This is a genomic window from Amycolatopsis sp. NBC_01480, from assembly GCF_036227205.1.
Classification (GTDB): domain Bacteria; phylum Actinomycetota; class Actinomycetes; order Mycobacteriales; family Pseudonocardiaceae; genus Amycolatopsis.
Map to the genome: position 1 here is coordinate 2,436,520 of NZ_CP109442.1, position 22,403 is coordinate 2,458,922.

The window sequence follows — 22,403 nt, forward strand, 5'->3', positions numbered from 1 at the left end:
CCCTCAGGTGAGGTGCACGTACTCGTAGTCGAACGGCTTGCCGTTGATGCCCTGCCGCGGCGGCGCGACCCAGCTGGCGATCTTCCCCCGCTCGTACACCGGGTGCATGAGCGAGCGGACGAAAGTCAGGTCCTCGGTCGTGGGCAGCCACTGGTGTTTCGCGGCCTGCCATGTCGCCTCGTCGACAATGGTGCCGTCGGGAGTGACGTGGTGGCCGGAGTTTATGCCGACCTCGCGGTTGAAGCCAGGGTGCGGCAGCTTGAACCGGAACCCGATGCCGGCGTCGTCGAGGATCTTGTTCCAGCGCTTGACGCCGGTCTGGCAGTCGGCCACGTACTCGCCGCGCAGGTCGAGGTTCAGCAACAGGATCGCCTGCAGCTCCTCCGAGGTCCACGTGCCGTCGTCGCGCGGGCGGTCCAGCGTGCGGGCGTCGTCGGTGAGCTTGTGGTCGTCCTTGCGCCGGCCTTCCTGCCAACGGCCCTTGAGCCCCGCGGTGTAGTAGTTCGCCGCGTTCGTCGAGGTCTCGCTGCCGAACAGGTCGAGCGAAACGGTGTAGTGGAAGTTGATGTACTTCTGGATGATGTCCAGCGGGATGCCGCCGTGCGAGCCGATGTCGAGGGTGTCGTGCTCGCGCACCAGGTCCGCGCTGCGCTGCACCACGCGGTCGACCCCGGTGGTGCCGACGAACATGTGGTGCGCTTCCTCCTTCAGCATGAACTCGCAGGTGCGCGAAAGCGGGTCGAACGAGCTTTCTTTGAGCGTGCCCAGCTGGTACTTGCCGTCGCGGTCGGTGAAGTAGGTGAACATGTAGAAGGCCAGCCAGTCGGCCGTCTCCTCGTTGAACGCGCCGAGGATGCGCGGTGCGTCCGGGCTGCCGGAGTTGCGCAGCAGCAGGCCTTCCGCCTCGTCCCGGCCCTCGCGGCCGAAGTAGGCGTGCAGCAGGTAGACCATCGCCCACAGGTGACGGCCCTCCTCGACGTTCACCTGGAACAGGTTCCGCAGGTCGTACAGGCTCGGCGCGGTCAGCCCGAGCAGCCGCTGCTGCTCGACCGACGCGGGCTCGGTGTCGCCCTGGATCACGATCAGCCGTTGCAGATCGGCGCGGTACTCGCCCGGCACCTGCTGCCACACCGGCTCGCCCGCGTGCTCGCCGAAGGCGATGCGGCGGTCCGGCTCGCGCTCGGCGAGGAAGATGCCCCAGCGGTAGTCCGGCACGTTCACGTGGTCGAAGTGCGCCCAGCCCTCCCGCCCGACGCTGACGGCGGTGCGCAGGTAGACGCCCTGGGTCTCGAGCGTCGGGCCCATCTCGCCCCACCAGTTCATGAACTTCGGCTGCCAGCCCTCCAGGGCCCGCTGCAGCCGCCGGTCGTCGGCCAGGCTGACGTTGTTCGGGATCTTGGCGTCGTAGTCGATCCGCTCGGGCATCTGCTCAGACCCGCTTCCTGTCGAAGACCGCCTTCTGACCGGTGCCGTAGCGGCGCAGCGCGCCCTCGGGACCGGAGGCGTTCGGTCGGGTGAAGATCCAGTTCTGCCAGGCGGTGAGCCGGCCGAAGATCTTGGTTTCGATGGTTTCCGGGCCGACGAACCGGTGGTTCGCCTCCATCCCGGTGAGCGCGTCGGGGCTCAGTGAGGCGCGGCCCTCCAGCGCGATCCGGATCTCGTCCTCCCAGTCGAGGTCGTCCGGGGCGTCGGTGACCAGGCCCAGCTCGACGGTCTCGGCGGGGGTCAGCGCGTGGCCGCGCTCGCGGGCCAGCCACGCGACGTGGTCGTCGTCGCCGTAGAAGCGCGACTGGAGCCGGGTGAGGCCGTTGCCCATCGGGAACGGGCCGAAGTTGGCTTCCGACAAGGTGATCGACGCTCGTTCGTCGCTGTCCTCGTCGTCGATCGGCGGACCGTCCAAAATGTACTGGCGGTCCGCGGCCAGCGCCAGCTCCAGCAGCACTCCGGCGAAGCAGCTGCCCGGTTCGATCAACGCGATGAGCGTGCGGCTGGTGACGTCGAGCCGTTTCAGCGTGCGCTTGTAGTAGTGCAGGATCTCGTTGCCCAGCCAGTCCTTCGCGCCGAACACGGCCTGTTCGCAGGCGAGCACCTTCGCCGAGTCTCCCTCGGTGCGCAACACCCAGGTGCCCAGCTCGTTTTCGTTGGTGCGCAAGCGAAGGATGGCGTCGTCCAGCTCGCGGGTCATCGCGAGCAGCCAGCCGTCGGCGCCCTCTTCGTGCAGGTCACCGGGGTCGTCCTGGGGGCCGTGGACGGTGAGCGTGGCCAGTCCGTTGGCACGGTCGTAAGTGACGTCGACAAACCGGTATTCGAGGCCGTCGTCAGTGACCTCGCAGTTCAGCGGCGTCAGCTCGACCCCGGCCTCCGCGGGCAGGCGGTCGGACTCGTCGGCCAGGTCCCGCGCCCGGGCCAGCACGGTCTCACGGAACTCCTGGCGCGGCACCAGCTCGTCGACCAGGCGCCAGTCCACGGCGGTCTTGCCCTTGATGCCGTCGGGACGCGTCGCGAACACGTCCGCCCGGTCGCGGCGCACGCGGCGCTTGTCGACCACCCGGGTCAGGCCGCCGGTGCCGGGCAGGACGCCGAGCAGCGGCACCTCCGGCAGCGCGACCGTCGACGAGTTGTCGTCCACGAGCAGGATCTTCTCGCACGCCAGGGCGATTTCGTAACCGCCGCCCGCGCAGCTCCCGTTCACCGCGGCCAGGTACCGCTGACCGGAGTGCTCGGTGGCGTCCTCGATGCCGTTGCGGGTCTCGTTGGTGAACTTGCAGAAGTTCACCTTCCAGTGGTGCTCCGACGCGGCGAGCATGCGGATGTTCGCGCCGGCGCAGAACACCTTCTCCTTCGCGCTGGTCAGGATGACCGTGCGCACCCCGGGGTGTTCGAACCGCAGCCGCTGGGTCGCGTCGTACAGCTCGATGTCGACGCCGAGGTCGTACGAGTTCAGCTTCAGCTCGTACCCGGGCACGATGCCGCCCTGCTCGTCGACGTCCATCTCCAGCCACGCGACGTCGTCGTCCACGGTCAGGCGCCAGTGCCGGTAGCGGTCCGGGTGGCGTTCGAAGGTCACCGATGTGGGGGTGGTCACCCCATCGATTGTCTACACATCAGTGACCAACGTCAATGTTATGTAGGACTTGATCGACGGCACTCACCCGGTTGAGCTGGATGGCCGCCCAGCAGACGAAGATCCACAGGGCCAGCGCGGACAGCGCGTCGGTGAAGACCGTGGCGTACCAGAACGCCGGGATCTGCAGCGTGCCGACCAGGAAGTGACCGGCGCTGGCCAGCCCCGAAAGCGAGTAGACCAGCAGGAACGCCAGCGCACGCCAATACCGGCCGTTCCGGTAATCGCGGTAGCCGAGCACGCCGAACGCCGTGAACAGCACCCAGCCGAACGCGACCAGCACCTGCGTCGCCAGGATGCTGATGCCCTGGATCTGCGGGTAGTCCTGCGCGCGGACGACGTTGTGCGTGTAGTGCAGAACCGTGCTGAGCAGCGTGAACCCCAGGATCACCCGGAGCGGGACCAGGCCCTTTTCCTTGAGAACGTCCACTTTTCTCCACCCCCTGCGGATTAGATAGATCGCTCTAGCGAGGAGGGTACACGCTGCTCACGCGGTCAGACCAGATCTATCCGATGGGCCCGCACGGGATAACCGGCCTTGGCGAACGCGGCCGCCATGGGGACGTTCGCGACGTCGGTGCCCGCCACGATCCGCCCGGCCCCGTGACCGGTCAGCTCGTGGGTCGCCTCCACCAGCAGGTCGTAGGCGTAACCGTGGCCCCGGTGCTCGGGCACGACGGCGACATAACCGACCACGTGGGCGTGCGGGTTCTTGGTGGGCGCGATGAGTCCGACGAGGTCGCCTTCGCGCGTGTACGCGAGCCGCCACCAGTCCCGTGGGCCCGGCATCCCGCTCAGGATGTCCAGATCCTCTTGTGCGGCGGCGTCCAGGCCGTGCGCTTCGACGGTGCGGCGGACATGGGCGTCGAGGCTGCCCACGTGGATGCGCCGGAAGACGTCGAGGACCACGGTGTCGTCCGGCTCGGGCCGGAAGGTGAGGCGGCCGGGTTTCGGCGGGAGGCCGTTGACGGGCGTCCAGTCGTAGTAATAACGCTCGACCAGGAACTCGAGCCCGACGGCTTCGACCGCGCGGATCCGCTCGGTGACCTCGTTGAGGACATCGGGGCGGTCGCGCCAGCCCGGCGGCACGACCAGGGAGAACTCGGCCCGCCACGGCGCGGTGCGGAGCAGGTGGACGCCGGCGTCGAAGTCGGTGAAGTCGAACCAGTCGAGCACGACCGGGACTTCGGCGTCCGGCCCGCCCCACCAGACGGCGCGGGCCACGACCACGCCTTCACGCAGCGCGACCCAGGTCCACTCCGGGCGGTACTGGCCGCGGGCGGCTTGTTCGGCGTAGTCCTGCCCGAGCAGTCCGCGGCCGACGAGACCGGTGGCAGGCAGGGAAGTGAAGAGGTGTTCTTCGCCCGCGGCGAGCGGGCGCACGACCAGATCGGTCATGGAGGTCCTTCCGGGAAAGCGCGCTCCCGTCAGGTCTTGGGCACCCTCGGAGTCTTCGGCCTGAGGTGGGAGCGCGTGCACGAGTTACCGGACACCGGGCCCACCTCCTTTCTGATCTTCACGAGGGTGCTGACGCGTACTCAAGCGCGTCCGGTCTGTGCGGTCAACGGGTTTTCCCGAGCGTCGCCGTGGTGCTGAGCCGCGGATCGACGCTGGAATGGGAGGCCTCGAAGACGTACTCGCCGCCGTTGTGCCGCCAGGCGCCGGCCCGCCAGGTCTCCGCGGCGCGCGGCTCGACGTGGATCAGCGCGGTGACGCCGTCGCCGGGTCCCGCTTCGATCGACGCGAAGCCCGCGAGCCACCGGACCGGTCGCTCCGCGTCGGGCTGCGCCGGGGAGAGGTATACCTGGACGACTTCACGGCCGACGCGGTCACCGGTGTTGCGCAACCGCACGCGAACCGCGGCGCCGCCTTCGGGCGTCGGGGCGACGGCGAGGTCGTCGTAACTCCAGGTGGTGTAGCCGAGTCCGTGGCCGAAGCGGTACGCGGCGTCCGGCTGGGCGGCGCGGTAGCCGATGAAAACGCCCTCGTCGTACTCGAGGATTCCTTGGTGCGGCTGGACATTCGTGACCGGGCTCTGCGCGAGCGTCGCGGGCCAGGTGGTCGGCAGCCGTCCGCCGGGCTCCTCGTGTCCGAAGAGGACACTCGCGAGCGCGGCCCCGCCTTCCTGGCCGGGGAACCAGGTGAGCAGGATCGCGGCGACGTCCTCACGCCACGGCAGCTCGACGGGCGAACCCGCGTTGACCACCACGATGGTGTTCGGGTTGGCCGCGGCGACCTTCGCCACCAGCTCGTCCTGACGTCCGGGCAGCCGCAGGGAAGCGCGGTCGAAGCCCTCGCTCTCGACCTCCGCGGTGGTGCCGACGACAACCACCGCGACCTCGGACTGCCCGGCCAGCCGGACCGCCTCCTTGAGCGCGACGTCCGGGTCCGGCGACGGTTCCTGGTGGCCGAGGCCGAAAACGAGCCAGGCGAACGAGCCCTGCGCGAACGCACGCAGTTCCTTGGGCACGCGGTAGGTGAGCCGGACGTCGACCGGTTTCCCGGCCTCCAGCTCGATTTCGCGGCGATGCTCCCGCACCTTCATGAGCGCGGTGAAGATGTCGCCGGACGGGATGCTGGGGCCGTCGAACAGTGTCTGCCGGCCGACCCGCAGGGTGAGGTGGCCGAGGCCGGTGATGCCGAAGGTGTGCACGCCGGAGACGGCCGGGGTGAACGTGCCCGCGATGTCCACCGAGTCGAGCGTGGTCAGGTCCAGGCCGCGCGGCAGCTCGCCGATCCAGTCGATTTTCCCTTCCCTGAGGGCGAAAGTGGCGAGTTCGGAGCCGCCGATGTCGTGCACCATCGCGCGGAGCCGGAAATTGTCGGTGGCCGGCGGTAGCGTCGTTCTCGGGTCGGCGCCGACTGCGTAACGCAGCTCGGTGCCGTGAGGCAGGGCGGCCCGCAGGCCGTCCAGAGGGGAGACGATGTGATCGGGGAACACGGTGGCACTGCCGCCGCCGAGGATCTTGGGCTCAGCCGCCAGGGCGCCGATGAGCGCGATGCTTTTCGGCTCGTCAAGGGGAAGCGCGGCTCTTTCCTTGCGCGACGGTTCATTGCGCAGCAGCACAAAAGACCGTTGCGCGACTTCCTGCGCGAGCGCACTACCGTCCACTTCGGACGGATTCGGCGGCTTCTGGTCGGTGAACGCGTGCGTGCGCTCGGCCAGCCTCAGGACCCGGCGGACCATGGCGTCCACCCGTTTCGGGCTGACCTTGCCGGCGCGCACGGCCTCGGCGAGGCGGTCGCCGTAAACGCTGTTCGGCCCGGGCATCGCGATGTCGAGCCCACCCCGGGCCGCGCCGACGGTGTCGCGCGCGGCAAGCCAATCGGAGACCACCACCCCGTCAAAGCCCCACTCGCGGCGGAGCACGCCGTTGACAAGTGCGTCGTGCTCGGTCATGGTGCGGCCGTTCACGCTGTTGTAGGCCGCCATCACACCCCAGGGCTTCGCTTGGCGCACAATGGTTTCGAAGGGCGCGAGGTAGAGTTCGCGCAGGGTCCGCTCGGCGACGTGCACGTCCACCGTGAGCCGCTCGGTCTCGGAATCGTTGGCCACGAAGTGCTTCACCGCCACCCCGACCCCAACCGCCTGAACCCCGATCACGTACCCGGCGCCAATCAGCCCGCTCAGCAGCGGATCCTCGGAGTAACACTCGAAGTGCCGCCCACCCAACGGCGACCGATGCAGGTTGACAGTCGGCGCGAGCAACACGTGCACCCCTTTGCGCCGCGCCTCGCCCGCAAGCAGCCCACCCACCCGTCGCGCCAATGCGGGATCCCAGGTGGCAGCCAACGCCGTAGGACTGGGCAAGGTCACCGAGGGATCGTCAGCACTCCAGCGCCCCCCACGCACCCCGACCGGCCCGTCCGAGAAAACCACCGCCCCCAGCCCGATCTCCGGCACCGGCGGCAACGACCAGACCGAGCCCCCGGCAAGCAGGCGCGTTTTGGTCTCGAGGTCCAGCTCGTTCAACAGGGCGTCCAGGTCACGAGTCACCAGCCGGACACTAGCCCAAGTTACCGCCCTGTTACTACGATCGACATCTTGGACTCTGGTGGCGCTAACCTCGCGCGACCTTGCGGTTGTGCGTGGTCAGGTCTTTTCTGCGCTGGGATTCCGGGCTTTCTCGCCGGGCTCGGTGAATCTCTTTGCCTTGCCAACGAAACCCACCTGTCGCCTTACCAGGCGCTGTGGCAGCACGCGCCTTGCCGAACGACTCACTCGCGCGCGTCGAGATTCCGATACGCGGCACGCAATTCACCAACCACTCAACCCACTGCCACTGCTGCCACCGCGGCTGCGACTGCGACTGCGACCACACGCCTTCACGTCCGCCGCCGCAAGTCACTCCCCTCCATCGCAACCGCCCACATTTCACGCCCGCCGCCTGAGCCAGCCCGTCATCGCAACCGCCCGTCTCCACGGCAGCCGCGCAAGCCAGTCCCTAAGAGGGCGTCTGAATACTGAGGTCACTGGTCTGCGGTGCGGGCGAGTCGGCGGGACATCGTCATGATCATGGCGATGTAGACCATGGCTTCGTGGTGGTCGGGCAGGGTCTCGTAGTCGCGGACGCAGCGGCGGTGTTTGGTGATCCATCCGAACGTTCGCTCGACGACCCAGCGGCGGGGCAGGACCACGAATCCGGTGATCTTGTCGGTGCGTTTGACGACCTCGACGGTGAGCGACAGTACGGTTTTCGCCCAGCTCAGCAGGCGTCCGGCGTATCCACCGTCGGCCCAGACGTGGGCGATGGTGCTGAAGCGGGCGCGTAGGTCGACCAGCAACCGGTGCGCGCCGTCGCGGTCTTGTATCGACGCGGCAGTCACTACGACGGTGAGTAGCAGGCCCAGGGTGTCAGTGGCGATGTGCCGCTTGCGGCCCTTGGTCTTCTTCCCGGCGTCGTAGCCGGCGCTGGCTGTTGCCACGGTGTCGGCGCCGCGCACGGTCTGGGAGTCGATGATCGCGGCGGTGGGCAGCGGGTCACGTCCGGCGCGGAGGCGAACCAGATCACGTAGTGCGTCGTGAACTTGGTGCCACACACCGGTTTTGGACCATCGGCGGAAGATGTCGTAGACGGTCATCGCGGGCGGGAAGTCGCTGGGCATCTGTCGCCAGGCGATCCCGCCGCGGGCCACGTAGAAGATGGCGTCCAGCACGATACGGCGTGGATGCTTCTCCGGTCGACCACCCTTGCCGGCGGTGTTACCCGCAGGTGGCAGCAACGACGCGATGAGTGCCCACTGAGAGTCAGACATCGACGAGGACGGGTAGAACGGACACGGCACCGGTGCGGTCAGCGGCCCACCATGGGCTGGGCATGACAAACATCGGCAGGTAGGCGACACTGACACGCGAGCTCCTGGCGGACCGGTTGGCGTAGAGAACCACCAGTCCTACCGGGAGCTCGCCCCATTCCCGAGCACTACACGCAGACACCCACCGAAGTTCTCAGACGCCCTCTAAGACCACAAATCAGTCCCCGTGGCCACACACCTGCACACCCGTCGCCGCAAGCCAATCCCGCCACCGCGGGCCAGCCACCGTGAGACCACCAGCCCTGCGAACCTCGCCACCGCAGGCCAGTCACCGCTCCCTCACGCCTGCACACCCGCTGCGGCCGTCCCGCAGCACCGTGACCGCAAGCCAGCCAGCGGATCCGTGCCGCCTGCACAACCACCGAAGCACTCCAGCTACCGCCGCCGCATCCGGTCACCGTGTCTGGGAACCGAATCCCCGGGGCATCCGACTGCCGCCACCGCAAGCCCGTCGCCCGGTCGCCGCGTCCCCGCGCACTGCCAGCCGCCGCACCTCGGCCACCGCCGTCGCAAGCCAGTCACCGTGTCCACCAACCGACCTCCCCATCGCCGCCCGGCCACCGCCACTAGCCCGCCTCTACTCAGCCGCCCCATCAGCCAGTCGCTCCCGGAGCACTTGCAAGGTCCGCAACGTCACCGCCAGATCGTCCGGCGCAATCCCGGACGCCACCCCATCCGCCCACTTCGCCTGGCGGCGCCCCAACGTCGCCAGAGCGGCGCGGGCCGCCGGGGTCAAGTGCAGCAGTGGCGCGCGGCCGTCGGCAGGATTGTCGGCCCGGGTCAGCACTCCGTTGCGCAGCAAGCGGTTCACCGTCTCCTGCACGCTCTGCCGTCGCAACCCGCGGCGGCGGGCCAGTTCGGCGGCAGACACCGGGCCGTCCTCGAGGAAGCCGACCACCTGCCATTGCGCCGCGGTCAGCCCGACCTCGTCCGCCAGCACGTCACCGGCCGCCAGCAGCGCACCGTTCGAGCGGAAGACCTCGTTGACGAGCTTGGTGAGCGTCTCGGCTCGGGTGGACCTCCGTGTCATACCTGCTAGCCTCGCACATCGACAGGCGCCTGTCGAAATGAACGGAGTCGACCGATGAACAACCCCACCCGAGGCGAAGCGCACCAAGCCCTCACCGCGCTCGTCGGCGACTGGGCCGGCACCGAGGAGCTCGCCGCGTCACCGTGGGCGCCCGCCGCCACCGCGACGGCCACCTGCCAGTACTGGCTGGCCCTCGACGGTTTCGCCGTGCTGCAGGACTACGCGCAAACCCGCGAAGACGGTTCAAACCTGTTGGGCCACAACGTCTTCACCGTCGACCCTGAGACCGGCGAGACCCTCTGGTACGGCTTCGACAGCTACGGTTTCCCACCCGACGCACCCGGCCGCGGCGGCTGGACGGAAGGCACACTGCACCTGGAGAAGAAGACTCCACGCGGCGTCGCCCGTCATCGGCTGACCCCGAACGGCGACGTCCTCATCCACGAGATCGACGTGAAACTCGGCCAGGCCACCGAGTTCACCCCGTTCCTGCGCGCCCGCTACACCCGCGAAACCACACAGCCCGCCGCGGACGAGAAATGAAAGACTGAAGCCATGACCGAGTCCATGATCGAAGCCAACGGCGTGACGCTCTGTCACGAAACGTTCGGCGACCCGTCAGGGCGGCCCCTGCTGCTCATCATGGGCCTGGCCTCGCCGATGATCTGGTGGGACGACGTGTTCTGCGAAGGCCTGGCCGCCCGCGGTTTCCACGTCATCCGCTTCGACAACCGGGACGCCGGCCGGTCGTCACGCATGGCCGGCCGCGCGAACCTGCCGCGCGCCTACCTCCTTCGATCCGCCCCGTACACAATCGCCGACCTCGCCGACGACGCCGCCGGCCTGCTCGACGCGCTCGGCATCAAGCAAGCGCACGTGGCCGGTGCGTCGATGGGCGGCATGATCGCGCAAACGCTCGCCATCCGACACCCGGAGCGCGTGCTGTCGTTGACGTCGATCATGTCCACCACCGGAAATCGCCTGGTGGGCCGCCCCAGCCTCCGCGCCGCGACGATGATGCTGGCGACGCAACCACGCACACGCGAGGAGTACGTCGCGTTGCTGCTCAAGACGTTCCGTCTGATCGGCTCGCCGGGCTTCCCCTTCGACGAGGACCGAATGCGCGACCGCGCGGAACGAACCTTCGACCGCGGCGTGCACCCCGGCGGCGCCATCCGCCAACTGGCCGCCATCGTCTCAACCCGCGACCGCACCTCCGCCCTCCGCCGGCTCACCGTCCCGTCCCTCGTAGTCCACGGCACGCACGACCCTCTGGTCCACGTCTCCGGCGGCCGCGCCACGGCCCGCGCCCTCCGTGCCGACCTGGACCTCATCCCCGGCATGGGCCACGACCTCCCCCGCGAAGCCTGGCCCCGAGTCATCGACGGCATCACCCGCATCGCCGACCGCCCCGCCCCCAACCCCTGACCCGAACCCCACCGACCAACCCACCGCCCGACCCGGCCACCACCTTCGCTGCCAGGGCACCGGGTGACCGCGCACCGACCAGTGCCGGTCACCCGGCGAGTGTCACCGATCCCAAGTGGGAGAAGTGCGCGGCCACGCGCGAACCCGGGCGCAGGTCCACCGCGTCGGTGAGGCCGCCGGTCAGGACCAGCCAGCCTGGTTCCAGGGCGAGGCCGCGGGCGCCCAGGGCGTTCGCCGCCAGGGCGAGGGCTTCGGCGGGATGGCCTTGGACGGCGGCGCCCGTTGCGGTGTCGACGATCTGGCCGTCGACCTCCAGGAGCGCCGCCTCCAATGAAAGGTCCATTGAGGACGGTGGCAGGCCGACCGGGCCGAGGCTGAAGGACGCGGACGAACCGTTGTCCGCCACCACGTCCGGCAGCGTGAAACGGTAGTCGGTGTAACGGCTGTCGATGATTTCGATTCCGCCGTAGACGTGGGAGACCGCGGCCAGCGCCGTCGCCGCCGTCACGCCTGGGCCGGCGAGGCGGCGGTCCAGCACGAAGACCAGCTCCGGCTCGGCGCGCGGGTGGATCAGCCGCGGGACGGGCTGGCCGGCGGGCAGCACCATCGTGTCGGTCAGCCAGCCCAGCAAAGGCTCGTTGATACCCATGCGCTGCTGCTTCGCGCGCGAAGTCAGGCCGAGCTTCACACCCACCAACGTTTCGCCGCGCTCTCGGCGCAGGCGCAGGGCCTCGTCCTGGATGGCGTACGCCGTCGCGACGTCCAGCTCAGGCCAGGAATCGGTCAACGGTGCGCGCGCTTCCGTCGCGGAGAGCAGCTCCGCCGCCGCCTCGCGGATGCCGAGACTCATGCGTCCTCCCCGGAAAACACGGCAGTCACGCTGCCAAGGCCGGCCATCGTCGCGACAACCGTGTCGCCCGGACGCACCGGATGCGCCCGGGTCATCGAGCCCGGCAGCACCACATGCCCCGGCTCCAGGGTCACGCCGAGCGGGCCGACGGTGTTGGCCAGCCAGACCAGCGCGTTGATCGGCGAGCCCAGCACGGCGCCGCCCGCGCCGGTCGCGACCAGCTCGCCGTTCACGTGCAGGGTGCAGCCCGCCAGCCGGAGGTCGACGTCGCCGAGCGCGGTCGGGCGGCTGCCCAGCACCACGCCGCCCGACGAAGCGTTGTCGGCGATCGTGTCGAAGAGCGCGATGCGCCAGTCCTTGATGCGTGAGTCGACGATTTCCAGCGACGGCAGCACGAAGTCGACCGCGCGCACGGCGTCGGCGACCGTGACCCCGGGCCCGCGCAGCGGCGCGCCGAGCACAAACGCCACCTCCGGCTCGATCCGCGGCTGCAGGAATCTCGTGGTCGGGATCGGCTGGTGCTCCAGGTGGAACATCGACCCGGTCAGGTGCCCGTAATCGGGCTGGTCAACGCCCATCTGCCGCTGCATCGCGGCCGAGGCGAGGCCCACCTTGTGCCCGCGAACCGGGTCGCCCGCGTCGACCCAGCGGCGCACCAGCTCCTGCTGGATCCGGTAGGCGTCCTCGGTGGTCGCGGCCGGGAAGGCCTCGACGAGGGGATCGATCGGCTCGCGCGTCTCGTGCGCGCGCTCCAGCCGGGCGACGGCTTCCTTCAGTTCGCTGGCGTCCATGGGCCCCTTCCGACACGACGGACTCTGCCGCGCCGGCCCCGCGCGGACAACACCACCGTTCCACTGGGCGGTACGAGAATTTCTCTCGCCCTACAATCTCTTGCACGCGAGATATTTCAGGCGTACCGTTCGGAGCACAGGCCCCAGAGAGGACGTGACCCCGATGGCACCCACCGAGTCCGAAGTCGCGAAGCTCGCCGAAGTCCGCGACCGGTTGCGGGACAAGCACCTTCACCCCGCCGCCGAGCGGCCCGCCACCAGCGGCCGCGGCATCCACCACACGGCGCTGATCTCCAGCGACGTCGAGCGGACCATCGCGTTCTACCAGGACATCCTCGGCTTCCCGCTCACCGAGCTGTTCGAGAACCGCGACTACCCGGGGTCCAGCCACTTCTTCTTCGACGTCGGCAACGGCAACGCGCTCGCCTTCTTCGACCTGCCGGGCCTGGACCTCGGCCCGTACGCGGAAGTGCTCGGCGGGCTGCACCACCTCGCGCTGTCCGTGCCGCCGGAGCGCTGGGCGGAACTGCGCGGCCGGCTGGACGACGCGGGCGTCGCCTACCAGCTGGAAAGCAAGACGTCGATCTACTTCCCCGACCCGGACGGCGCCCGCATCGAGCTGATCGCCGACGACCTCGGGGAGATGTACGGCTCGAAGATCGGCTGAAGCCGTGGTCGGCGCGGCCTTCCTCGCCTACCCTGTGGCGCGAGAAGAGGGAGAGCCATGTCCGATTGGTCTTCATCCCGGGCGAAGGCGCGAGTGGACCACCGCGAGCACCTGGACGAATTGGTCGCCCGCATCCGCTTCGAGGTGCGGCTGCACCTGAACGAACCCGCGGCGCTGAGCGCGTACGACGATCTCGCCGACGTCTTCACCACCGGCCACGGCGAGTGCGCGGCCCTGCTCAGCCACCGGCGGGTGCTGCCGTGGTGGGAGCGGCGGCTGCTCGCCCGTTTCGCCCGCCGTTTGCACGGGCGGGCCATCGTGGGCAGCGTCTCCGACGTGCCGGCCGGCGCGGCAGGCGAGGCCGTCCGCGGGTTCCGCACCGAGATCGCCCGCCTGGCCCCGGATTCCGGCGACACGGGCGCCCGCTACGACCTGCAGGGCCGCGGCCTCGCCACGGTGTTCCGCCTCGCCCTCGGCGCCCGCGGCGAGGTGTGGCCGGACCGTCATGACGTCGCCACCACCTCGGCCCGCAACATCCTGACCTGCAGCAGCGCGTTCCTGCGGCGCAAGCCCTGGCACCTCGTCTGGCCGGTTTACCGGGTCCGCGGGCTGCGGCTGTGGAAGCTGTGACCGACCCGCGGAATCCCCGTCCGGCCGGCAGCGTTCCACTGGCATGAACCCCGAAGAGATCCTGGCGAGCGCGACCACGATCGCGGTCGTGGGCCTGAGCCGCGACCCGGCGAAGGCGGCCCACGGGGTGCCCGCGACCCTGCAGGCACACGGCTTCCGCATCATCCCGGTCCACCCGTCGGCGACGGAACTGCTCGGTGAGAAGGTCTACCGGTCCTTGAAGGACATCCCGGAGCCGGTGGACCTCGTCGACGTCTTCCGCCCGTCCGCCGAAGCCGCCGGGATCGCCGCGGACGCCGTGGCCATCGGCGCGAAAGCACTGTGGCTGCAGCAAGGCATCGTCTCCGCCGAGGCCCGCCGCATCGCCGAGGACGCGGGCCTCGAGTACGTGGAGGACCGCTGCACCGCCGTGGTCCGGGCAGTCGGTGCGATCTCGAAGAACTGACCGCGACTTCGGCTACGGGAGCCGGGCCGCTTCTTGTCATGGCCCGGCAACGCGCCGGTGCTCTGTTGCCGGCGCGTGCTCTGTCCCCGGCTGGGCGCGCTCGACGCGCCGCCTGGACCCGTTCATGGCCGGGCTGCGCCGCGGTCAGGTGACGAGTCGATAGCCAACCCCCCGGACCGTCTCGATGGTGTGCGTCCCGAACGGCGCGTCGATCTTGCGCCGCAGGTAGCCCACGTAGACCTCGACCACGTTCTCGTCGCCTTCGTAGTGCGCGTCCCAGACGTGGCCGAGGATCTCGTTCTTGGTCAGCGCCGCGCCTTGGCGCCGCAGCAGGAACTCCAGCAGGCCGAACTCGCGCGCCGTCAGCTCGATCCGCTTCTCTCCTCTGTGGACAGTCCGCGCCGCCGGGTCAAGCCGGAGGTCGCCGGCTTCGAGCACGGCGGGACGGGCCGGCGCGCCACGGCGGAGCAACGCGCGCAGGCGGGCGACGAGCACGACGAACGAGAACGGCTTGGACAGGTAGTCGTCGGCGCCGAGGTCGAACGCGTCGGCCTCGTCGTACTCGCCGTCCTTGGCGGTGAGCATCAGCACCGGTGTCCAGTTCTGCGCCGCGCGAAGGCGTTTGAGCACGTCGTAGCCGGACAGCTCGGGCAGCATGATGTCCAGCACCACGGCGTCGTAGTCGTGCTCGGTGGCCGACCACAGCCCGTCCGGGCCGGTGTGCGCGACGGACACGGTGAAGCCCTCCGCGACCAGGCCGCGGCGCAGGGTCTCCGCGAGTTCACGCTCGTCCTCGACGATCAGCAACCGCATGGTCAGTCCTCCTCCGACAGGTCGAACCGGGGCAGCTCGATGCGGAAGTGCGCGCCGGGGTAAGTGGGGTCGTGGACGTCTGCGTACCGCGCGTGGCCGCCGTGGCGCACGGCGATGCCGGCGACGATCGGCAGGCCCAGGCCGGTGCCGCCGTGCCCGCGTTGCCGCGACGCGTCCAGGCGGACGAACCGCTCGAAAATCCGTTCGCGGTCGGCCTCCGCGACGCCGGGGCCGTCGTCGCTGACCTCGACCACCACCTTGTCGCCGTGCACCGAGCTGGCGACGCGGATCCGTTCGCGGGCGTGGCCGCGGGCGTTGTCCACCAGGTTGCGCACCGCCCGGCGCAGCTGCGCCTCGCTGCCGTGCACTTTCGCGGGACCGGCGCGCACCTCGATCTCGACCGGCCCCTCCGCCCGCACGCGCTCGGCCTCGGCGCGGACGATGTCGTCGAGATCCACTTCGGTGCGCGACGGGCGGTCGGTGGTGTCGTCGGTGCGGGCGAGCACCAGCAGGTCGTCGACGAGTTCGCGCAGCCGCGCCGTCTCGCGGGTGATCACCGGGACCAGCTCGCCGGTGGTCTCGGGGTGCTGGGTCGAGACATCGAGCGCGGTGCTGATGGTCGAGAGCGGCGAGCGCAGTTCGTGGCTGGCGTCGGCGACGAAACGGCGTTGCGCGGCCTGCGCGGACGCGAGGCGGCCGAGCATTCCGTTGAGCGTCACGGCCAGGCGGTACACCTCGTCGCCGCCGGGTGGCAGCGGCACGCGCGACGCGAGGTCCCGGGTGGAGATCTCCGCGACGGTGCGGCGCATCTGCTCGACCGGCCGCAGCGCCGAGCCGACCGCGCGGTACACCGCGAAGCCCGCGATGCCCAGCAGTGGCAAGGAAATCAGCGCGAGCAGGAGGGTCAGCCGGGTGGACGCCTCGGTGACGGGTTCCAGCGAGCGCGCCGAGATGACCGTGAACGGCCCGCCCGGCCCGCTCACCTCCTGCGAGACGACGCGGTATTCGCTGCCGTCGCCGTTGAGCCCGAGCGGCAGGGTCTCGACGGTTTCGTGCCCCAGCGCCGGCCGCGCCGTGGTGAGCGGCGGCTGCCCGGTGATGGCGGGGTCGCTGGCGATGGGCGTGCCGCGCGCGTTGAGCACCTGGGTGACGGCCTCGGTGTCGCCGGTGCTGGCGACGTCGCTGGCGGACAGGTCGCGCGTGCCTTCCCGGACGAGCTGGATCGCCACCTGACGGCCCGTGCTGCGCGCGCTCTCGGTGACGCTGCGGTCGAGCGACTCCTCGAGCAGCAGCACCACCACGACGCACGCGGTCGCGATGGCGAGCGCCAGCGCCACCACGGCCACCGCGGTGGTGCGCATCCGGACGCCGGTAGCGGCGAGCACCTTCACATACGCAGCGTAACGGCCCCAGCCCGTCGGATCGGCAGGCAGCGGCTCAGTCATCCACATCCGGCCACCCCTGTGGACAACTCCGGCCGACCCCGGTTTCCGTCGGGGGGCGGCGGTAGGCTGGGTGTGGGACGCCCCCCGAGGAGGGCGGGGGTGTCTCTGGGGGTCGTTTTGGGGGTGCCTTCGGGGCCTCGGCGGGGGCTGGGCAGAGTCTGTTCGCTCGCGGGGTCGGGTGGGGGTTGTTGCGGGTCGGGCTGGGGTTTCGTGCGCCGAACGGGTCGTCGGTCAGTTTTGAGCTTTGGTTTGGCTTGATGCGGTGGTTGGACGGGTCGGATGCCGTGGTGGGGGCGTTGGGGCGAGGCGGCGCAGCACGTCGGTGCTTCGCTCGCCGTCGATGCTGCCGTTGGGGGACCGCTCGTGCCGCAAGTGCAACTGGCCTCTCGTTGGGGACGTTGAGCGTGACCGGCGCCGTGGTGGGGCGTATTGGCCGTGGTTGTCGGCAGAGGTGGTTGCGCCGCAGTGGGCAGAGCCGTCGCGGACAGAGCCGCTGTCGACAGGAGCGCCGTCGACAGCGCCGCCGTGGACAGAGCGGCAGTAGACAGAGCGGCAGTGGACAAGGCTGCCCTCGATCCAGCTGACGGTCCCAAACCCACCGCCGACCCGGCTGTCATCGGATTCGGCGGGGCAGGGCGGCCAGGCGTTCGGAGCGGAGGACGTCGACTTCCGAGATGTCCAGGTGGGGCAGGTCCTGGCCGAGGACCCACGAAAGCAGCAGGTCCGCCAGCTCCGGGTTGCGGGCCAGGGCCGGGCCGTGGAGGTAAGTGCCCACGACGTGGCCGGTGACGGCGCCCTCCGTGCCGTCGCCGTTGCCGGTGCCGCGCACGACGCGACCCAGCGGGACGCTGCCCTCACCCAGGGTGCTGGCGCCCTGGTGGTTTTCGAAGCCGGTGAGGGGCGTGTCGATCAGGCCGCCGACCACCGCGAGTTCCGCGACGGCGCGGCGAGGGGCCGGGGCCGTGACCAGGTCCAGCAAGCCGACGCCGGGGTGGTCGGCGCCGTCGAGGCCGCGGAAGCGGGTGCCCAGGATCTGCAGGCCGGCGCACACGCCGAAGACCGTCGCGCCCGACTCCGCGGCGCGCGATAGGCCGGGTGAGGCCAAAAGGCGGCGCGCGGCCAGCACCTGCGCCGTGTCCTCACCGCCGCCGAGCAGATATACGTCCAATGTGGACGGCACCGCGCTGTCCAGCGCCACGGGCACGACCTCCGCCTCGTGGCCGCGCCACTGCAACCGCTTGCACAGCACCTGCGCGTTACCGGAATCCCCATAGGTGCCAAGGACCTCGGGCAGCAGCAGTCCGATCCGGACGGTCGAGTCAGCCACCGGGGAGCCGGTCCACCAGGTCGCGGAAGGCGGTGTAGTTCGCGACGATCTCGACACCACCCGGCGGCAGGGAGTCGATGGCGCGCACCGGATCCGCGGCAGTCCAGTGCGCCACCTCCGCGTAACACAGCCGCACGGCGAGGTCCGCCGAGCGCTCGCCGGTGACCACGACCTGGCGGCCGCGCAACCGCTCGAAATGGACGTCCCACAGCCAGGACAGGTCCCGCCCGTCGGCCTCCTGCGCGTTGACCGCGACGACCACCGGGGTGTCCTCGTCCAGCACTCGCAGCGTTTCCGCCCAGCCGGCCGGGTTCTTGGCCAGCATGAGCCGCACCGAATGGCGCGTGCGGCGCACGGTCCGGTAGCGGCCGCCGATGTCGGTGATCGTCCGCAGCCGGGCCGCGGCGGTGTGCGGCGGCACGCCGACGCAGTGCGCGGCCGCCAGCGCCAGCGCCGCGTTGGCCCGGTTCGCCTCGCCGGGCAGCCGCAGGTCCAGGTCGACCTCCCGGCCGCCGGGGGTCGTCACCAGCTCGCCCTCCAGCACCCAAGACGGCTGCGGGCGCGCGAAACCGCACTCGCAATGCCAGGTCGCCGCCGCGTGTTTCACCGCGCTGCCACAGCGCGGGCACGTCGTCGAGTCCCCCGACCAGCGACGGCCCGTGCCCACCCACACCGGACGCGCGGCGGCCGACGCGGCGGACGTCACGAGCACGTCGTCACAGTTCGCGACCACCGCGGTCCGCGGCAGCAACGCGATCGCCGCCCGCAGGTCACGCTCGATGCCGCGGACCTCGCCGACGCGGTCGAGCTGGTCCCGGCTCAGGTTCAGCAGCACGAGCACCGCGGGCCGCACCTGCGCGGCCACCCACGGCACGTACGTCTCGTCGACCTCCAGCACCGCATACGGCGCGTCCGGCCGCGCGGCCAGTGCCGCGACGACGCCGTCCGGCATGTTCGCGCCGTCGCCGTTCGACGCGACGTCGGCGAGCGCCTCGAGCGCCCGGGTGAGCATCAGCGCCGTGGTCGTCTTGCCGTTGGTGCCGGTGACGAGCACGACGGTGCGTTCACGGCCGAGCCGGCTCAGCACGTCCGGATCGAGCTTCAAGGTCACCCGGCCGCCGATCACCCCGCCGCGGCCGAGGCCGGTGGCGCGGGAGAGCCGGGCAGTCAGCCGCCCGGTGGCGACGGACATGCGGGTACGCAAGTGGGTGGAGGGCATCAGAGCCAGACCATGACTCCCAAGCGTTGTGATTTCCCTGAGAGCGTGACTCCAGTCTCACCGCCGAGTTTGTTAGTTTCCCTAACGATCGGAGGTTGAACCATTCAGGGCAACTCTCAGCGTTGTTCAAGAGAGGAATGTGAAAGATCTTCCGCCCATACATCGGAGGTGTTACCGTCCAACCCCGCCTAGCGGAAACACGTACCGCTGAACGGGAAGACGATCTGGTGGAGGCCGACGTGGACACGGAACGCGGGCTGGAGCAGAGCGGCACGCTGGAGCGCGGACTCGCCGTGCTCGAGCACGTCGGGCAGCACCAGGAGATTTCCACCAACGCGATCGCGCGGCAACTGGGACTTTCCCGCAGCGCCGCGTACCGCATCGTCGGGACCCTGAAAAAGCTCGAATACCTCGAGGCGGACAGCGTCACCGGGCGCGTGCGCCTGGGCACCCGGCTGGTCGAGCTGGGCGCCCGCGCGATGGCCGCGACCGACCTGCACCGCTGCGCGCCGCGCTACCTCGCGTCGCTGGCCGAGCGCTCCGGTGAGACGACCTACCTCGCGGTGCCGGACAACGACGCCATGGTCTACGTGGCCACCGAGCGCAGCGCCAGCGCCGTCACGCTCGCCTGCCGCCTCGGCACCCGGCGCCCGCAGCACGCGACGTCGCTGGGAAAGGCCTGGCTCTCCGCGCTGCCCGAGCCCGACCGGCTCGAGCGCATCCGCCGGATGAAGCTGGACAGCCTGACGCTCAAGACGATCATCGATCCCGGCCGGCTCCTGGACGACCTGGCGAAGGCGAGCCGCCGCGGCTGGGCGATCGACGACGTCGAGAACGAGCCCGACGTCGGCTGCGTCGCGGCCGCCGTGCGCGACCACTCCGGCCGTCCGATCGCCGCCATCAGCATCGCGGGCCCGGCGCAACGGGTTCTGCGACGCGTCGAGGAACTGGGCGCGACCGTCGCGGGCACCGCCGCGGCGCTCTCGCTCCGGCTCGGTTACGTCCGCAGCCGCTGAGCCCGTTTTCGGCCAAGGAGCAGCGAAGGAGCTGACCCGTGACCTGGATCCAGGACTATCAGCCGGCGGGCGGGCTGTGGTTCTCCGCCCTGCTGGCCGCGCTCCCGATCATCGTGCTGCTGGTCTCGCTGGGCGTGGTCAAGCTGTCCGCGCACCTTTCGGCGGCGCTCGCGCTGGTCACCGCACTGCTGGTCGCGCTGCTGCTGTACCGGATGCCCGCCGGGCTCGCGTTCGACTCGGCGGCCATGGGCGTGCTGTTCGGCGTGTGGTCGGTCGCCTGGATCGCGTTCCACGCCGTGTACTTCCACAACGTCACGGTCACCACCGGCCGGTTCACCCACATCAAACGGGTGCTCGCGGGCTTCAGCGAGGACCGGCGGCTGCAGGCGCTGCTGATCGCGTTCAGCTTCGGGGCGCTGCTGGAAGGCGTCGCGGGAGGCGGCTCGCCGATCGCGATCACCGCCGCGATGATGGCCGCGCTCGGCTTCCCGCCGGTGAAGGCCGTGGTGCTGGCCCTGCTCGCGAACACCGCGCCGGTGGCGTTCGGCGGGCTCGGCAACCCGCTGATCGTGCTCGGCCGGATCACCGCGCCGATCATGCACCTCAAGCCGGACGAGGCGACCGCGGCGTTCTCGTCGATGGTCGGGCGCCAGGTGCCGTTCCTGGCCGTGATCATCCCCGCGTTCCTGGTCGTGGTGCTGGCCGGCTGGAAGAAGATGCTGGAAGTCTGGCCCGCCGTCGTGACGGCCGGGCTCGCGTTCGCGCTGATGCAGTTCGCGGCGTCGAACTACATCAGCGCCAGCCTCGTGGACGTGCTCGCCGCGCTCACCGCGATGGCCGCGCTGTGGGTCCTCACGCGGTTCTGGCAGCCGAAGGCAGTGTGGCGCTTCGACGGCGAGGAACCGGCGAAGCCCGCCGACAGCGCGGAGAAGTCCGAACGCGGCGCTCTCTACGCGTGGACGCCGTACATCATCCTGATCGTGGCGATCTTCGCCTCGCGCATCGGCACGATCTTCGCGCACCTGCCGTCGTGGCTGGACCTGACGAAGCTGCTGCACCGGGCGGACTGGGTGTTCGCCTGGCCGGGCCTGCACAACCAGGTGATCCAGCACGCGCCGATCACGCCCAAGGACACGCCGTACGCGGCCACGTTCACCGTCGACTTCCTGTTCTCACCCGGCACCGTGGCCCTGATCGCGGCGGTGATCGCCGGGTTCGTGCTGGCCGCGAAGCCGAAGCAGCTCATCAGCGCGTATCGCGCCACGCTGTTCCAGATGCGCTGGGCGATGGCCACGATCTTCATGATCCTGGCCATCGCGTTCGTGATGAACTACTCCGGCGCCACGCAGACGCTCGGCCTCGCCCTCGCCACCACCGGCGCCGCTTTCCCGCTGTTCTCCGCCTACATCGGCTGGCTCGGCGTGTTCCTCACCGGTTCGGACGCCTCGACCAACAGCCTGTTCGGCCCCATGCAGGTGATCTCCGCGCAGCAGCTGCACCTGAACCCGGTGCTGGCCGGCGCGACGAACACCTCCGGCGGGGTGATGGGCAAGATGATCTCACCGCAGAACCTGTCCATCGGCGCGACCGCGATCGGTCAGAGCGGCAAGGAGGGATCCCTGCTGCGCCAGACGTTCCTGTGGTCGATCGCGCTCACCGCCGTGGTCGGCGTGATCTCGCTGCTGCAGGCGAGCGTGCTGGAGTTCATGATCCCCTGACGCGGTCCAGGAAAGCCAGCGTGCGCTCGGTCAGCAGGGCGGCCGCGGGCCCGTCGTAGTCGGGCAGGCTGCGGTCGGCGAACAGGTGTTTGTCTCCGGGGTAAAGGAAAAGCTCGGCGTCCGCGACGTCCGCCAGTAACTCGCGGGCCGCTTCGAGGTCACCGCCGTCGACGAAAAGCTCGTCCGCGTCCATGCCGTGGACCTGCACCGGCACGCTCGACGGCCAGGCGTCGCCGAACTCCGAAGCCGGGACGCACGCGTGGAACAGCAGCGCGCCCACCGCGCCGGGACGGGTCTGGGCCAGCTGCTGCGCGGGCATCGCGCCGAGCGAGAACCCGGCGTAGACCAGCTCGCCCGGCAGGCCCTCGACGGCCTCCTTCCCGCGTTCGCGGACCGTGCCGAACCCGATCTTCTGCGCGTACGCCAGCCCTTCGTCGAACGTCTCGAAGACGTGCCCGTCGTAGAGGTCCGGGGTGTGCACGGTGTGACCGGCCTTCTCCAGCGTCCCGGCGAAATCGCGGACGCCGGGCGTCAACCCGTACAGGTGGTGGAACAGGACTGCTTCGGCCATCATTTCCTCCCAG

At 70.1% G+C, this 22,403-nt stretch carries 21 protein-coding genes; 7 read left to right on the top strand and 14 right to left on the bottom strand.

Annotation, left to right across the window (positions count from 1 at the left end; translation table 11 throughout):
- Positions 1-3: 3 nt before the first annotated feature.
- From boxB to OG371_RS11565, 7 genes are all read right to left on the bottom strand, one after another.
- Complete coding sequence (gene boxB / locus OG371_RS11535) at positions 4-1,425, bottom strand: benzoyl-CoA 2,3-epoxidase subunit BoxB (protein WP_329068376.1); 1,422 nt, start codon at positions 1,423-1,425, stop codon at positions 4-6.
- 4 nt (positions 1,426-1,429) lie between these two features.
- Complete coding sequence (gene boxC / locus OG371_RS11540; RefSeq protein ID WP_329068378.1) at positions 1,430-3,085, bottom strand: 2,3-epoxybenzoyl-CoA dihydrolase; 1,656 nt, start codon at positions 3,083-3,085, stop codon at positions 1,430-1,432.
- 19 nt (positions 3,086-3,104) lie between these two features.
- Complete coding sequence (locus OG371_RS11545; protein WP_329068380.1) at positions 3,105-3,554, bottom strand: hypothetical protein; 450 nt, start codon at positions 3,552-3,554, stop codon at positions 3,105-3,107.
- 65 nt (positions 3,555-3,619) lie between these two features.
- Entirely contained in the window at positions 3,620-4,522 is a 903-nt protein-coding gene (locus OG371_RS11550; RefSeq protein WP_329068382.1) for a GNAT family N-acetyltransferase, read from the bottom strand.
- 163 nt (positions 4,523-4,685) lie between these two features.
- Positions 4,686-7,121, bottom strand: coding sequence for a glycoside hydrolase family 3 protein (locus OG371_RS11555; protein ID WP_329068384.1), 2,436 nt, complete (start codon positions 7,119-7,121; stop codon positions 4,686-4,688).
- Positions 7,122-7,594: 473 nt separating this feature from the next.
- Entirely contained in the window at positions 7,595-8,380 is a 786-nt protein-coding gene (locus OG371_RS11560) for an IS5 family transposase (protein ID WP_329062211.1), read from the bottom strand.
- Between the two features lie 637 nt (positions 8,381-9,017).
- The gene (locus OG371_RS11565) at positions 9,018-9,470 is read right to left on the bottom strand and encodes a MarR family winged helix-turn-helix transcriptional regulator (RefSeq protein ID WP_329068386.1); all 453 of its coding nucleotides are present in this window, start codon (positions 9,468-9,470) and stop codon (positions 9,018-9,020) included.
- Between the two features lie 54 nt (positions 9,471-9,524).
- Between OG371_RS11565 and OG371_RS11570 the strand changes: the two genes are divergently transcribed.
- Together OG371_RS11570 and OG371_RS11575 are read left to right on the top strand one after the other, a co-directional pair.
- The gene (locus OG371_RS11570; protein ID WP_329068389.1) at positions 9,525-10,013 is read left to right on the top strand and encodes a DUF1579 family protein; all 489 of its coding nucleotides are present in this window, start codon (positions 9,525-9,527) and stop codon (positions 10,011-10,013) included.
- 12 nt (positions 10,014-10,025) lie between these two features.
- On the top strand, positions 10,026-10,898 hold the full coding sequence (locus OG371_RS11575; protein WP_329068390.1) for an alpha/beta fold hydrolase: 873 nt from the start codon (positions 10,026-10,028) through the stop codon (positions 10,896-10,898).
- Positions 10,899-10,986: 88 nt separating this feature from the next.
- Here OG371_RS11575 and OG371_RS11580 read toward each other — a convergent pair whose 3' ends face one another.
- Complete coding sequence (locus tag OG371_RS11580; RefSeq protein WP_329068392.1) at positions 10,987-11,748, bottom strand: 2-keto-4-pentenoate hydratase; 762 nt, start codon at positions 11,746-11,748, stop codon at positions 10,987-10,989.
- On the bottom strand, positions 11,745-12,539 hold the full coding sequence (locus tag OG371_RS11585; protein WP_329068394.1) for a 2-keto-4-pentenoate hydratase: 795 nt from the start codon (positions 12,537-12,539) through the stop codon (positions 11,745-11,747). The genes OG371_RS11580 and OG371_RS11585 overlap by 4 nt, the downstream gene beginning before the upstream one ends.
- A 163-nt stretch (positions 12,540-12,702) precedes the next feature.
- Between OG371_RS11585 and OG371_RS11590 the strand changes: the two genes are divergently transcribed.
- Genes OG371_RS11590 through OG371_RS11600 form a run of 3 tightly spaced genes read left to right on the top strand, consistent with a single transcriptional unit; the run spans position 12,703 to position 14,281 of the window.
- A complete protein-coding gene (locus OG371_RS11590; RefSeq protein WP_329068396.1) occupies positions 12,703-13,206 on the top strand; it encodes a VOC family protein in 504 nt (167 codons plus the stop codon).
- Positions 13,207-13,263: 57 nt separating this feature from the next.
- Positions 13,264-13,836: a hypothetical protein gene (locus OG371_RS11595; RefSeq protein ID WP_329068397.1), complete on the top strand. Its 573-nt coding sequence runs from the start codon at positions 13,264-13,266 to the stop codon at positions 13,834-13,836.
- A gap of 43 nt (positions 13,837-13,879) precedes the next feature.
- Positions 13,880-14,281, top strand: coding sequence for a CoA-binding protein (locus tag OG371_RS11600; RefSeq protein WP_329068398.1), 402 nt, complete (start codon positions 13,880-13,882; stop codon positions 14,279-14,281).
- A gap of 144 nt (positions 14,282-14,425) precedes the next feature.
- Here OG371_RS11600 and OG371_RS11605 read toward each other — a convergent pair whose 3' ends face one another.
- From OG371_RS11605 to OG371_RS11620, 4 genes are all read right to left on the bottom strand, one after another.
- Positions 14,426-15,094 (bottom strand): response regulator transcription factor, encoded by a 669-nt coding sequence (locus OG371_RS11605; protein ID WP_329068399.1) that lies wholly within the window; start codon positions 15,092-15,094, stop codon positions 14,426-14,428.
- 2 nt (positions 15,095-15,096) lie between these two features.
- Positions 15,097-16,539 (bottom strand): HAMP domain-containing sensor histidine kinase, encoded by a 1,443-nt coding sequence (locus OG371_RS11610; RefSeq protein ID WP_329068401.1) that lies wholly within the window; start codon positions 16,537-16,539, stop codon positions 15,097-15,099.
- A gap of 613 nt (positions 16,540-17,152) precedes the next feature.
- Complete coding sequence (locus OG371_RS11615; protein WP_329068403.1) at positions 17,153-17,866, bottom strand: type 1 glutamine amidotransferase; 714 nt, start codon at positions 17,864-17,866, stop codon at positions 17,153-17,155.
- Positions 17,859-19,058 (bottom strand): MurT ligase domain-containing protein, encoded by a 1,200-nt coding sequence (locus tag OG371_RS11620; RefSeq protein WP_329068405.1) that lies wholly within the window; start codon positions 19,056-19,058, stop codon positions 17,859-17,861. The genes OG371_RS11615 and OG371_RS11620 overlap by 8 nt, the downstream gene beginning before the upstream one ends.
- Positions 19,059-19,324: 266 nt before the next feature.
- Between OG371_RS11620 and OG371_RS11625 the strand changes: the two genes are divergently transcribed.
- Positions 19,325-20,101, top strand: a complete 777-nt coding sequence (locus OG371_RS11625; RefSeq protein WP_329068407.1) for an IclR family transcriptional regulator — start codon at positions 19,325-19,327, stop codon at positions 20,099-20,101.
- 38 nt (positions 20,102-20,139) lie between these two features.
- Entirely contained in the window at positions 20,140-21,819 is a 1,680-nt protein-coding gene (locus OG371_RS11630) for an L-lactate permease (RefSeq protein WP_329068409.1), read from the top strand.
- On the opposite strand, the gene OG371_RS11635 is transcribed toward OG371_RS11630, so the two are convergent.
- Entirely contained in the window at positions 21,806-22,390 is a 585-nt protein-coding gene (locus OG371_RS11635) for a dienelactone hydrolase family protein (protein WP_329068411.1), read from the bottom strand. The genes OG371_RS11630 and OG371_RS11635 overlap by 14 nt on opposite strands.
- Between the last annotated feature and the right edge of the window lie 13 nt (positions 22,391-22,403).

Coding starts and splice junctions, on each gene's coding strand:
- boxB (WP_329068376.1), bottom strand. CDS start 1,425: ATGCCCGAGCGGATCGACTACGACGCCAAGATCCCGAACAACGTCAGC.
- OG371_RS11550 (WP_329068382.1), bottom strand. CDS start 4,522: ATGACCGATCTGGTCGTGCGCCCGCTCGCCGCGGGCGAAGAACACCTC.
- OG371_RS11560 (WP_329062211.1), bottom strand. CDS start 8,380: ATGTCTGACTCTCAGTGGGCACTCATCGCGTCGTTGCTGCCACCTGCG.
- OG371_RS11565 (WP_329068386.1), bottom strand. CDS start 9,470: ATGACACGGAGGTCCACCCGAGCCGAGACGCTCACCAAGCTCGTCAAC.
- OG371_RS11570 (WP_329068389.1), top strand. CDS start 9,525: ATGAACAACCCCACCCGAGGCGAAGCGCACCAAGCCCTCACCGCGCTC.
- OG371_RS11575 (WP_329068390.1), top strand. CDS start 10,026: ATGACCGAGTCCATGATCGAAGCCAACGGCGTGACGCTCTGTCACGAA.
- OG371_RS11580 (WP_329068392.1), bottom strand. CDS start 11,748: ATGAGTCTCGGCATCCGCGAGGCGGCGGCGGAGCTGCTCTCCGCGACG.
- OG371_RS11585 (WP_329068394.1), bottom strand. CDS start 12,539: ATGGACGCCAGCGAACTGAAGGAAGCCGTCGCCCGGCTGGAGCGCGCG.
- OG371_RS11590 (WP_329068396.1), top strand. CDS start 12,703: ATGGCACCCACCGAGTCCGAAGTCGCGAAGCTCGCCGAAGTCCGCGAC.
- OG371_RS11595 (WP_329068397.1), top strand. CDS start 13,264: ATGTCCGATTGGTCTTCATCCCGGGCGAAGGCGCGAGTGGACCACCGC.
- OG371_RS11600 (WP_329068398.1), top strand. CDS start 13,880: ATGAACCCCGAAGAGATCCTGGCGAGCGCGACCACGATCGCGGTCGTG.
- OG371_RS11605 (WP_329068399.1), bottom strand. CDS start 15,094: ATGCGGTTGCTGATCGTCGAGGACGAGCGTGAACTCGCGGAGACCCTG.
- OG371_RS11610 (WP_329068401.1), bottom strand. CDS start 16,539: ATGACTGAGCCGCTGCCTGCCGATCCGACGGGCTGGGGCCGTTACGCT.
- OG371_RS11620 (WP_329068405.1), bottom strand. CDS start 19,058: ATGTCCGTCGCCACCGGGCGGCTGACTGCCCGGCTCTCCCGCGCCACC.
- OG371_RS11635 (WP_329068411.1), bottom strand. CDS start 22,390: ATGGCCGAAGCAGTCCTGTTCCACCACCTGTACGGGTTGACGCCCGGC.